At 61.5% G+C, this 12,128-nt stretch carries 10 protein-coding genes; 7 read left to right on the top strand and 3 right to left on the bottom strand.

Features of this window, described 5'->3' with window-relative positions:
• Positions 1 to 416: 416 nt before the first annotated feature.
• From QA643_RS24920 to QA643_RS24930, 3 genes are all read left to right on the top strand, one after another.
• Positions 417 to 1,001 (top strand): hypothetical protein, encoded by a 585-nt coding sequence (locus QA643_RS24920; RefSeq protein WP_283028511.1) that lies wholly within the window; start codon positions 417 to 419, stop codon positions 999 to 1,001.
• A 131-nt stretch (positions 1,002 to 1,132) separates the two neighbouring features.
• Positions 1,133 to 2,221, top strand: a complete 1,089-nt coding sequence (locus QA643_RS24925; protein ID WP_283028512.1) for a phage portal protein — start codon at positions 1,133 to 1,135, stop codon at positions 2,219 to 2,221.
• Between the two features lie 104 nt (positions 2,222 to 2,325).
• Entirely contained in the window at positions 2,326 to 3,645 is a 1,320-nt protein-coding gene (locus tag QA643_RS24930) for a hypothetical protein (RefSeq protein ID WP_283028513.1), read from the top strand.
• Between the two features lie 23 nt (positions 3,646 to 3,668).
• Here QA643_RS24930 and QA643_RS24935 read toward each other — a convergent pair whose 3' ends face one another.
• On the bottom strand, positions 3,669 to 4,031 hold the full coding sequence (locus tag QA643_RS24935) for a ParB/Srx family N-terminal domain-containing protein (RefSeq protein ID WP_283028514.1): 363 nt from the start codon (positions 4,029 to 4,031) through the stop codon (positions 3,669 to 3,671).
• A gap of 2,075 nt (positions 4,032 to 6,106) precedes the next feature.
• Here QA643_RS24935 and QA643_RS24940 point away from each other — a divergent pair.
• From QA643_RS24940 to QA643_RS24955, 4 genes are read left to right on the top strand one after another with little or no spacing between them, the layout of a single operon-like run.
• Positions 6,107 to 6,343, top strand: coding sequence for a hypothetical protein (locus QA643_RS24940; protein WP_283028515.1), 237 nt, complete (start codon positions 6,107 to 6,109; stop codon positions 6,341 to 6,343).
• A gap of 11 nt (positions 6,344 to 6,354) precedes the next feature.
• Positions 6,355 to 7,440, top strand: a complete 1,086-nt coding sequence (locus tag QA643_RS24945; protein WP_283028516.1) for a phosphoribosyltransferase domain-containing protein — start codon at positions 6,355 to 6,357, stop codon at positions 7,438 to 7,440.
• Positions 7,437 to 8,186, top strand: a complete 750-nt coding sequence (locus QA643_RS24950) for a hypothetical protein (RefSeq protein ID WP_283028517.1) — start codon at positions 7,437 to 7,439, stop codon at positions 8,184 to 8,186. Before QA643_RS24945 ends, QA643_RS24950 begins: the two co-directional genes overlap by 4 nt.
• Positions 8,176 to 9,282, top strand: a complete 1,107-nt coding sequence (locus QA643_RS24955; RefSeq protein ID WP_283028518.1) for a cysteine protease StiP domain-containing protein — start codon at positions 8,176 to 8,178, stop codon at positions 9,280 to 9,282. The genes QA643_RS24950 and QA643_RS24955 overlap by 11 nt, the downstream gene beginning before the upstream one ends.
• Before the next feature lie 542 nt (positions 9,283 to 9,824).
• Here the strand turns inward: QA643_RS24955 and tnpA are convergent.
• Both tnpA and QA643_RS24965 read right to left on the bottom strand, forming a co-directional pair.
• Positions 9,825 to 10,256, bottom strand: a complete 432-nt coding sequence (gene tnpA, locus QA643_RS24960) for an IS200/IS605 family transposase (protein WP_283028519.1) — start codon at positions 10,254 to 10,256, stop codon at positions 9,825 to 9,827.
• A gap of 262 nt (positions 10,257 to 10,518) precedes the next feature.
• Positions 10,519 to 11,853 carry an IS5 family transposase gene (locus QA643_RS24965; RefSeq protein WP_283028520.1) on the bottom strand — a complete coding sequence of 445 codons (1,335 nt, stop codon included), beginning with the start codon at positions 11,851 to 11,853 and terminating at the stop codon, positions 10,519 to 10,521.
• Positions 11,854 to 12,128 lie beyond the last annotated feature (275 nt).

A 12,128-nucleotide genomic window follows, 5' to 3' on the forward strand; every position in this document is an offset into this window, starting at 1 on the left:
ATCGGCGCCGACCGCTTCTGAATTCCGAGTAGATGCCAAATCACTTGGATCGACCTGCCCTCATGACAGACGCCGGGAAAATTACCGGAGAAACATCAAATGTTATCGGTCAACAAGTTGTTGATAACTTGATCAGTCGCTTGTCAAAACCGAGAAAGCTCCCGGGAATTTTCCCGTCTGTTGATCTGATGAACGGATCGTCGCCCTACGTTTCGCGGCTGCGTCACGAATTTTGTTTCGATTGTTCATTGTGTTGATCGCAAATCTGCGGATCAAAATTCAGCAAGGTAAGGCTTCCGAAAATCGGAAACCGGGAAAGCTCCCGGTAAACATCTGATTGTAACACGGAATTTACAACGACGATCCGCCGCGTGTAGCGAATTTGCAGAAACAAATCACGCTACGCGGGTCAGCCAATGCGCATTCGTCGAACCGAACTTATGAAGCTTACTGGCTTAACCCGGGATCGCTTCGACAGCTATGCGAAAGCACGCCAGCTTGCGCTGTCCAACGACGAAAACGAACCCAGCGGGTACACGTGGTTCGAAGCCTTCCTCCAGATCGCCGTCGACGATCTGTGCGACGAACCGAAGCAGGAACGCCGGTCCTCCGCGAAGGCGACGATCTGCGCCGTTGGGCCGGCCCTCGCCGCGCGCTGGCAGGATATCGTCCGGTCCGCCGCCGATCCGAAGCTTCCCGAAATCGTCTGGGTCCGGCTGACACACAAGCATTCCGACGAAGGCCCTCGCCTGTCCAACGTCGTCGGGACGACCAACGAAGTCGCCGCTGCTATCGCACTGGCACCGGACTTCCGAAAGATTGACGGCGGGTCGGCTACAGCCTGCGCAGCGCTCCTGATCCGCCGCGCCGACGAACAGGCGATCGAACTGCCCGACGATTTCTGGACCGCTACGCCGGCCTTTGTCGTCGAAGACGACGCCGCTGTCGACGCCATGTGGGCGCGCCCGATCGAAGCGTCCGTCGCGAAGGCGGCCAAGTGATCATGGCTGGCGCGCTGACGCAGATCGGACAACGTTTCAGGGCCGCGGCAATGGCATTTCGCAGCTACGAAGGCGCCGGCGGTGGCCGCCGTTGGCGCGGCGCCCCCGAGATTGCCCATCAGGGCGCCGCGATGACCGCGGCGCGCGGCCCGATCGGCCGACGCGCTCGGGCGCTGGTCGGCAACGTCGCGCTGGCCAAGTCCGGCGCCGACGCATGGACCTCAAACCTAATCGGCGCCGGCATCAAGCCGCAGTCGCAGCATCCTGATCCAACTGTTCGCGCCCAGATCAACGCTGCATGGGATCGTTGGACAGATCAGGCAGACTTCGATCGGATCGCCGACTTTTATGGCCTTCAAGCGACCGTCGCAGGCCGCATGGTCGTCGACGGCGACTGCTTCGCGATGCCGACGATGGATGGCTTCGACGGCAATCCGTTGCGCATCCGGCTGTTCGACGCCGAGCAGATCGACCCCACTCTTTTCCGCGTGCTTGAAGGAAGCAGCGGCCGGATTGTTGCCGGCGTTGAATTCGATGGCCGCGGCCGGAGGGTCGCCTATCACGCTTACAAGGAACGGCCCGAATTCAACTACTGGGGCAGCCTCGCAATGGTGCGAATTCCAGCGGATCACCTGTTGCAGGTCTTCAAGCCGGAGGCACCGGGGCAGGTCCGCGGCTTGTCGTGGTTCGCGCCGATCCTGCTTTCATTGGCCGACGTCGATCAACTCGCCGACGCCCAGCTTATGCGCCAGAAGGTCGCCGCATTACTGACTGGCTTCATCATCAACCAGTCCGGCGATGCCAGCCCATTCGCCGGCGACCCGTCTTCCGACGGCAGCGCAATCGACAGCGGCCTTGAACCCGGTACGCTGAAGGTTCTGTCGGCCGGACAGGACGTGAAGTTCTCCGATCCCGCGACGATCGACGCCGAAAGCATCGACTTCCTGCGCTTGACCGTTCGGCACATCGCCGCAGGGCTGGGCGTCCCCTACGAAGTTCTGACCGGGGACCTATCGCAGATCAATTTCAGCAGTATCCGCGCCAGCCTTCTCGAATTCCGCCGCCGCGTCGAAGCGATCCAGAACAACGTGATCATTTTTCAGTTCTGCCGCCCGATCTGGGAAAGATGGCTCACAGTCGCGGCGCTTAGCGGTGAAATCGACGCCCGCGGTTTCGCGCGCGATCCGCGCGCGTTCATGGCCTCGTCAACGACGATCTGAACGCCTTCGAAAGCGTTCCGCGCAAGCTGGGTCAGGCGGCGGCGTCGACCGAAGCGCAGGCCCTCGCGGACCTGCTTCAATCGAACAGCGGCAACGGTCCGACCATGTCGGACAATCAGCCGCTGTTCCACACGTCGCACAAGAACAAGGAAGCGACGACGCTGAAGAACTTCAACGACACGACGCCGACGGCGGACGCGTTGTTGGGCGCGGGCCGCCTTGCCCTTCGCAAACAGGTCGGACTGACCGGCGTCGAGTACCTGACGATCACGCCGAAGTTCTTGGTCGTTCCCAGCGAGCAGGAAACGGCGGCTGAAAAGGGTCTGGCGATCGTCGCGCCGACGAAGACGGCGGACTTCAATCCGTTCAGCGGCAAGCTTGAACTGGTTGTCGATCCGCGGCTGACCAGCGCAACGCGTTGGTACCTGGCCGCCGATAGGCTTCCGATAGTGTGCGAAATGCGACAACGCGAACCCGCTAAGCCCTTGATCTGCTTCGCATCATTCGAGCCTGTTCTTGGTATGCAGCCTGCTAACCTTCTTCAGTCCTGCCAGCAAGGCACGGCAGGCTGCAGATTGGATGAGACAGTAGGCACAACAATGCTCCACCGACCCATCTCCCCCGGGGAATTCGCCAAGTACACCACCAAGGATCCCAGAGAGATCCTTCTCGGTTATGAATATGAGATCGACTGGCCCTACGCTGGCCCGCCAGCTGCACTACTCGACCGCACCTTCCACCCTATTTATACCGGTACTGATGGTGATGACTTCTATGACGTCGATGACATGCCTATCTATATCAAGTTGCCGAGGGGTGACAAACGTGTGGATCGGAAGGCGATGGTCAATCCGATCCGCATCCTTCCGCCCTATTTCCAGGTCCGTTATGAACCCCTTGGCCATAGCTCTGGATACGAGATCAAGAGCGCCATTGCTCCGATGTCCATCCACAAGAGGCTCATCAAGCGAATTCTCTTCAAGGGTGTCAGCTTCAACGAACACCCCAATGGCCCGAAGAATGACGGCGGTATTCATGTCTCAATAAACAGAGACTACACCGTTAACCCCTTGAAGGATAAAGTATTTCCATTCGCCCACAACTTCCCTCGCCAAGCGCTCCTAAAGATCAGCGAACGCCAGCCGGAGACGCTAGACCTTTACGCTCAGCAGCATCCTGATTGCCCCGCCAAGCAAGCCGAACGCTACTCAGTCCTCAACACCGCGAACTCCAATCGCTTTGAGTTTCGTCTCTTCGCTGCTCAGAAGCATCTCCTGATCCCAGCCATCGAGATGGCCGACAGTCTCTTCAATGCAGCCAGGGACATTGAAGAGCTCACCGTGGAGACCTGGACCAACTACATCAACTCCAAAGTGAAATACGTTGATATCGCTCAGCACGTAAGGAGTAAGCTCAATGCTTAAGATCATTACCATCACCCTCGCTGTCATCGGCATGGCCATCCGCGCGCGACGATGACGGGCACCTCGGCGATCCAGAGCAGTTTGGCCGCCTGAAGCCGACCGTGGCCGGCGAGCACCATGCCATCATCGACCGCCAGGATTGGCATCGTCCAACCCCACTCGCGGATCGAGGCGGCGATCCCGGGCGTGTGCCGGCGCGAATTGCGCTCATACGGGCACAGCCGATCGATCGGCCAGACCTCAATGGCCGCGTGTCGACTTGGACATCCATGACTTGCCCGTTTATGGCCCGAATAGGTGGGACTCTCATAGCGCAGCCCACAGGCGTGGCTCGCGAGCAGGCGCTCGCATCCGAAACAGCAGATTGCTTCGGCATCCGCGTTCATCGTTAGCAGAATGATTCCGTCCAGCCAGCTATGGGCGAAGACGTCGCGAGGAGAGAGCGAAATCCTTGCTTGGTATGGGCGCCGTCGCTGCCGGTTTTGACTAAAAAGTCGCGGGGCAGTCCTCTCGACGCCCCGCATTCCAACGGCTTGATTTTGCTTCTCCGAGACAAATTTCTCTGAGACGAACATTACTCCGCAGCGTGAGGCTCACCAGGGGCGCAACCACTGCTGATTGGGTCTGCCGTTGCACTGATTTAGTGTAACGGGAGCACCGTCTATCGCTTGTGCTTCGAAGCACCACTGAGGGTTGACTACGCATAGGGTCTGGTGTATTCCCAGTCCTGGCTAGGCGAGGCAGCGTCGTAAGCCTTGAGCAAGAGCGGCTTTTCGGAGCGACAGAATTGTCTTCTGGCCCGATTGCAAGCTGCTCGTTCCTTGCGCTCAGCGCAAACTAGCCCGTGTCAAGGTTCACGTCCCAGAGAATGTAGCGAAAGTGCGTGTCTTTTTGCTGCGGAGTACAATCTCAGCGTCTACGCTCTGCTCCTTTACCCCGAGCACGAGGTTCGGATTTTGGTTGGACTGGATTATATAGATCGCCGTTTTTGGCCTCATCGATTGATGACAACCTGAAACTGAAGACGGTGTCTTCCGGCCACTTGAAGCAACTCAGGGACTTGAGCCTTCATCGGTGTCTTAGCAATCAGCGTGCCACGAAAGAGTTGAGCAGCCCCTGCTTCAGAAGGGCAAGACTGTGCGCTCACGCTGCGCCGGCGCAATACTTGCGCCCGGGTGTTGCGGTCCGGACATATGTGTCCGCAACCGGACAGGGCTGGACGCGACAACACGGGAGGCGGCGGCTGCCGCTCGTGTTGACCCGACCATCTGCGCGAGTATGATGTCTCAATGGTGACCCTCACCACCGAAGCGGAAGACCATTGAGATGCCCCCCTCACTTCCCGTTTAAAAGATGATCGAGCCGTCTGGCATGCCCCTGGCCCGCTTCTTGGAATCTTCGAGGAAGCAAAGGCCAAAAAACCATGCTGCAAATATGCCCGAACCGCGCAGTCCCGCGTACCCGCGCAGGCTCATCCTATCAGTAGTACCCGGTGAAAGTTCAGATCAACGACGACACCGCGCGGACCTTGAGGACGCGCAAAGAAGGCTCCTGTTGAATTCACACCCGCCGGGAATGTGCAAGCGTCACCGCGCACACCGGATGGAAGAATGAAACGCTGCGAAAGGCCTACCCCGCACATTCAGCGCGTGAGCAGGCCACTGTCGGCACTGGCGGCGCCGGCTGTCGGTATTGAGACCGATGTCAGCAACTTAACGCTACAATCGGTACGACGTGTCTGCAGAGCTTGCGAATTCGCTTTGGCACGCGGTTTGCTCTGTTCACGGCATCACCACCAATTGCAATGCGATGGACTTCGGGACGGACTTGGCGCGCGTCGCTGTTAGCGTCTGGTCCGTCCCGACGGTTTGCTGCGGCGACAACGGAGAAAATGGCGGCAGGCTTGTTTGTAGCCGATCTGGCCACCTTGGAGGAACACTGGGGTATCGACGATGTCGCCATAGATTGACAGACCGTGGGGATCAAAGGATGTCAGGCCGTAGCCACCGCCGACGTGCACACCAATATATCCTCCGGTCCAGCTCCACAGTGCCCGTGGGATCTTCACTGCAGTCGCGAGATCGCCCGAATTGGTAGGACCGCTTACAACCAGCGCAACTGTTGCGGCACCCAAAAAAGAACTCCAGATCGCATGATAATCTCACAACGCGCGTCACCTTCCAACGAACAGTTGGCAACTTGCGCAGTCACACCCGTCCATCAATGGACCAAGCGCGACATCTCCGCTTCAGGCATGTAGCGGCAGCGCACGCATACCGACACGCTGAAATGGCCTGAAGCTATTACGCCGGTTTCCAAGCCCCTTTTTCGCGGCTCCAGGATTTGCGCCAGCGCAAGCAATGCGCTGCCCTTTGGTTTTTCGTGCACAACGTCGCGTTCGCAACAGTTCGACTACTTTGAGACAAGCCGCGCGTTTGCTTTCGGATAAAAAGCGCTGTATATGCGCCGGCTAGTTCCGGCGGCAATAGATGGCCTCAGCAATTTGGCCAATGGCCAATCTCTTGCTACCGCAAGCGCCGAGAACATCGATTTCGGCATTAAGGGCGCGATGATCATCAGTTTTCTCGATTGTTTCGGCATTGAGCCGCAAATGGAACGCGAGGCCGCGACGATCGGACGCGCCGCCGTGGTGCGCCAGCCGCGGGAGACGATCGCGCGCGTCGCCTGCAAATGCTGACGACCGCGACCTTGGCCCGATCGGTCACGCTGCCGACCGGGCGGCTGGACATCGCCGTCGAGGAGGTCGCGTGGCCGCTCGACGCGCTCTGCGACTTCGCGGCACGCGAGAATCCACGGCGCGGGTTCCTGGTGGTCTCGCGCGTGCTGGGGCGCAATCTGCCGGCCGCGCCGCAGACGATGCGGCGCAGCGTGCGCGATCTGACCAAGCGTATTCCCGTCGACCTGCCCGGTCCGGTTATGGTGATCGGGCTGGCCGAGGCTGCCGTTTGCTTGGGGCACATGGTGCATGAGGAACTGTGTCAGCGAACGGGGCGCGCCGACATTCATTTCCTGCATTCGACCCGGCAGCAGCTGGATCATCCGCTGCTGTGCCGGTTCGAGGAACCACACAGCCATGCCGCGGCGCATCTCATCTACCGTCCTGCCCTACCGAGCCCGCGCGCGCTGGTGATCGTCGATGACGAGGTTTCGACCGGCAGGACTTTATGCAACCTCGCCGAGGCGCTGACGGATGCCTGGCCAGGGATCGAGGCAATCGTCGTAGCAACGCTCACCGACTGGTCGGTCGGGCGCGGCTGGCAGGCCCGGATGCCGCGCCCGACCAAGTTGGCGGCGCTGCTCAGCGGGCGGCTCGAATGGACGCAGGGCGCGGCGATCGCCGCCGATCCCAACTTCGCGACCGCGGCGGGCTCGCTCGGCCGCATGATCACACATCATAATTTCGGACGCCTAGGGCTGAAGGCACCGATCGCGCCATCTCCCGCCGGCACGCTGCCGGCCGTGCGCGGACCGCTGCGCATCGTCGGCACCGGCGAGTTCGCTTATCCGCCGTTCCGGCTCGCCGAACAGCTGGCGGAAGCGGGGCATGACGTCGTCGTGCAGGCGACCACCCGCAGCCCTGCGTGCCTCGGCGTAGCGATGGCGGCCAAGCTGCGCTTTGCGGACAATTATGGCACCGGGGTACCTAATTATCTCTACAACGCCGATCCGGCGGACGGACGCGCGACGTGGATCGCCCATGAGACCGGCGCCGACACGATCGACCCGATGCTGGTCGCCACGCTCGACGCGGCGCTGATCGGCTGGGTGCGATGATCCGCGCGATCGCCCTTGTGGATCTGGACGACACGCTGTTCCAGACATTTCGTAAATGCCCGCCGGACGTGCCGGTCGAACGGCTGACGCCGCTCGGCTTCGCGCGCGACGGCGCGCCGCTCAGCTATGCGACGCCACGGCAGATGCAGTTTATCGAATGGCTGGCCGAAACGACGCACCTCGTGCCGGTGACGGCGCGCAGCCTTGATGCGTTGCGACGCGCGGATATTCCCTTTCGCGCGGCGATTTGCGCGCATGGCGGCGTCGTGCTCGACGAAGGGGGCGAGGTCGATCCGATCTGGGCGGAAAACATCGCCAAGCGCGCCGCACCCTACGCGGGACAACTAGCGGTGCTGACCGATGCCATCTTGGCCGAGGCGGAGAGGCGGGGCGTTGCGATCAACGCTCGGGTGCTGAGCGAAGGCGAGCTGCCTCTCTACACGATCGCCAAACATGCTGACGCCGATACCGACGCGCTGTTGGCAGTGATCGATGCCGCTGTAGCGACGCTGCCCGCTGGCTGGACTGACCATCGCAACGGCAACAACGTTGCACTGATCCCGCCCTATCTGGGTAAGCATCACGCAGTGGCTCACATTTTGCCGGCGTTACGCGCGCGCTTCCCGGACGCGCCGGTCATAGGCATCGGCGATAGCCATACCGACGCGCCTTTCATGAGATTGTGCGACTTTGCGATGATGCCGTTACGTTCGCAGTTGGCCGGCGGCCTGTTTGATGCCGGTTGACCTCTGCACGCATATGGCGATTCCCTTCTCGGGCAGCTACGATCCGGCTGACGTCATCTTCCTGCTCAAGCCGGTGACGATGGCGACAACGGACGTCGCCGACAAGGAAGCGGCGATCCAGTCGGGCCTGCGCCACTATTCGGAGATGATAGCGCCCGAGAACGTGCCTGGCCCCGCCTATCTGGCGCTCTATCACGCCGCGCTGGAGCGCAACGGCGCCCGTCTGGCGCAGGATGTGTCGAGCCTGGCGGAGCATCTCGCCGAGCGCCGGCCTGGCCGCGAAGTGGTGCTGGTCTCGCTGGCTCGGGCAGGTACGCCGATCGGCGTGCTGCTTACGCGAACGCTGCGCGTCCGAGGGCACCGCGCTAGCCATTATTCGATCAGCATCATCCGCGATCGGGGTATCGATCGCATTGCGCTTGCGCATATCGCGGCCAGGCACGACCCTGGCGACTCCGTTTTCATCGATGGCTGGACGGGCAAGGGCGCGATCGCCGGCGAACTGCGCACGTCGCTGGCCGACCGGCCGTTCGGGTTCGCGCCGGAGCTGGCGGTCGTCGCCGATCCGGCCGGGCAGGCGGACATTGCAGCCACCGACGATGACTATTTGATCGCCTCTGGCCTGCTCAACGGCGTCGTCTCCGGTCTGGTAAGCCGCTCGATTCTCAACGCCGAGGTGGTCGGTCCGGAGGATTTCCACGCCTGCGTCACATACCCGCAATATGGGGAAGCTGACCTATCGCGTGCTTTCGTCGACACTATCGCGCCGCTGGTCGCCGCAGCATCGCCGCAGCCGATCGGCGGCCACACCGCCCGGCGCAAATTGCTGAACAGAAGGTGTGAAGCGATGATCGACGCGATGTTGGAGCGGTGCGGGACGCGCGACCGCAACAGGATCAAGCCGGGGATCGCGGAGGCAACACGCGCCCTGCTGCGGCGTATGCCCGACCGGCTGCTGCTGCGCGACCTCGGGGACCCCGATGTTGCGCATCTGCTCCACCTCGCCGACGAGCACGGCCTTCGGGTGGAACCGCTGGGCGATCGATCGCACTATCGCGCGGTGGCGATCGTCCGTAGTCTGGGACAAGATGTATGAGCGGTCAGTCTCCGCGTTGGCGCTGGGCGCGACGCTCTACATACCATGCACGCGGGACGATCTGGCCGAGACACTGCTCGGTTCGCGGTGAATCCCCGGCCTGCGCTCGGCCATGCTGTGCCTCGAGGATTCGGTGCTGGAACGGGACGTGCCGGATGCGCTGGCGCGCCTCGCGATGGTCCTGCGGATACTGGCCGAGCGGATTCCCGGCGCCGGGACCCGGTGCTGTTCGTGCGCCCGCGAGACGCGGCGATGCTGGAGCATGTGTTATGTATGCCGGGGGTGGAGCAACTGGCCGGCTTTGTCATCCCAAGGCAAATGCGGACATCATACCGGCCTATCCGAGGTTGCCGCTGCGCGGGCGGCACCTGCTGATGCCGACGCTGGAGACCGCGCGAGGCGCGACGCAAACGAATGCGGCGGCTGCGCGACCAGTTGGTAAGTATCCCCCGGCAAAGCCGGGGGCTTTAGGATTTGGGCCGCTCAAAGCGGCTTTCGGGACGCTAACGCGTCCCCGCTTTTGGAGCCGCCTGAAGGCGGCATTAGCGCCACAAGTTCATTTGATCTAACCGGGTATCCTCAGCCTCCTGCTTGCGGATGTACTCCCGGATCACCGCTTCGTCTCGACCGACGGTCGAGACGAAGTATCCCCGGGCCCAAAAGTGCTGCCCTACGAAGTTGCGTTTCCGCTTCCCGTAGACCCGTGCCAAATGGATAGCGCTCTTGCCCTTGATGTATCCGATCACTTGCGACACCGCGTATTTGGGTGGGATCGAAATCATCATGTGTACATGATCGGACATCAGATGCCCCTCTTCGACCCTGCACTCCTTCTGCATTGCCAGTCTGCGAAACACCTCCCCAAGGTGCTGCCGCAGTTCCCCATACAACGTCTTCCTGCGACACTTGGGAATGAAGACAATGTGATATTTGCACTCCCATTTGCTGTGGCTTAGGCTCTCGTAATCGTCCATCGCGAAACTCCTTCTCGTGTGCGTGGTGGCTCACGAGTCGCGAGTTTCGTCGATGGACGACCGCCTGAAATGTCAAACTTCTGCTGCCTCCCCGGCAAAGCCGGGGGCCTCCTTTGTTAGCTAGCCTAGTTGAGCCGCGCCATACCTAGTGCTCGAGATTGCCCATCGTCCGGAAGGACGCTGTCTCTCGCCGCCGTGCCAAGGACAATCGTCAGCTCTTCGCGCAGATAGTCCTCCGTGAAGAACGCGGACGACCGCTGATTTAAGCGATCTTTTGAGCCGGGACAGTTTCGGCGAAGGCCCGGATGATGGCACGCAAGAGTTCTGCGAGCCACCGCAGGAGCAGGCCGAAGTTGTAGCCGGCCGCGGCGAGGACGGCGTTGATGCGGTCGCCGACGCGGCCTTTGGGATAGTTGCGGTCCATGCGGTGCTCGGCCTTGACGTGGCCGATGACGGGCTCGACAGCCGCACGACGCTTCATCTCGCGCCGGATGGAAGCCGTGACGCGGCGGACCTGCCCCGAGATCCAGACCCTGAGCCGATGCGGGTGGTTGTGGCCGCGGTACCCTTTGTCGACATGGATGCGGCGAGCCTCCACGCCGGTGAGCTTCTCCATGTCGGCGACCACAGGGCCGAGCGTGTGCCCGTCGAAGGGATTGCCGTGCAGCGCCTTGGCATGCAGCACGAACTGTCCGCCCTTCGGGGACGTCACGGGGGTGGCGATACTGACCTTGCAGCCGAACTCGTAAGGCGCACGGGCTTTCCCCTTGCCGATGCACTCGACCTCCGGCCCATGTAACGCATAGACCTTGGGGCCGCGCTGATGCTGATCCTGGGTGCGCACCCGCTGCGCCAGATCGAGCAGCGGGCCGAAGCGAGCTTCCAGCGCCGCATCGCCATCAATCTTGCGGCGGATGTCGCGGATGATCCGGCCAAGTCGCGTCCGCAGGAACTTGAGTTGGCGCCGGGCGCGCTTAAACTGATGAGCGTGGGTATAGCGGCCGACCATGATGGCGGCGCGCTTCGCCAAGCGCAGATAGCTCTGGCGCAGCGGCACACGGTTGCGCTTGGCGAACCCGACGAGCTTGGTGATGGCCCGATGCATCAGCCGCGCGTCGGTCGGATGCGCAACGGCCTTTGGCTGCACCGTGGTATCGACCGCCACTCGCTCCAGGTCCTTGGGACCAATGGCGCCAGTCTTGTGCGCCACCGACAGACTTTCCTGGATCAGCGCGACGAGCTGCTCCTCGCCGAGCCGCTGGCGCCAGCGCGTCATCGATGATCGATCGAACGGCAGCCGGTGGCAGAAGCTCAACTCGCCGCAGAAGTATTGGTAATAGGGGTTCTCGATCCAGCGGGCGCACAGCACCTCATCCGAGAGATTGTGCATGTGCTTCAGGATGAACAGGCCGGCGACAAGCCGCGTCGGCAGGCCAGGCTGCCCCGGACCGGTTTGGCACACCGAACCAAAGCGGTCATCCAGAAACTTCCAGTCGATCAGTGCCGCCAACCGCACCAGCGGGTGGCCCATGTCGATGATTTGATCGAGGGCCGGAAGCAACAGGTCTTTCTGGCGATCATCCCGCGGTTTGCTCATCGCCTTCCCCAATGCCGATGACCCGTCGTCAGGGAATCACGAATCGCTCGAAAGCAAAATCCCAAAACGCAAGAAAGCGCAGCCCAACACCCGGCTTTCCTGCAAAATCGAATACTTTATCGAGACAACTTCTGCCTATCCCTCAGGCCGATCTGCATTCTTCACGGACGACCAGATAGCGCAGTAGCTCGAAGAGCAGCTGCAGGACAGCCGCATCACCAATGTGAGAGTGAGCTGGCTCGCTCCTCAGATCCTCAGCAAACGAACCCCATCCA

Source organism: Bradyrhizobium sp. CB3481 (assembly GCF_029714305.1).
Classification (GTDB): Bacteria; Pseudomonadota; Alphaproteobacteria; order Rhizobiales; family Xanthobacteraceae; genus Bradyrhizobium.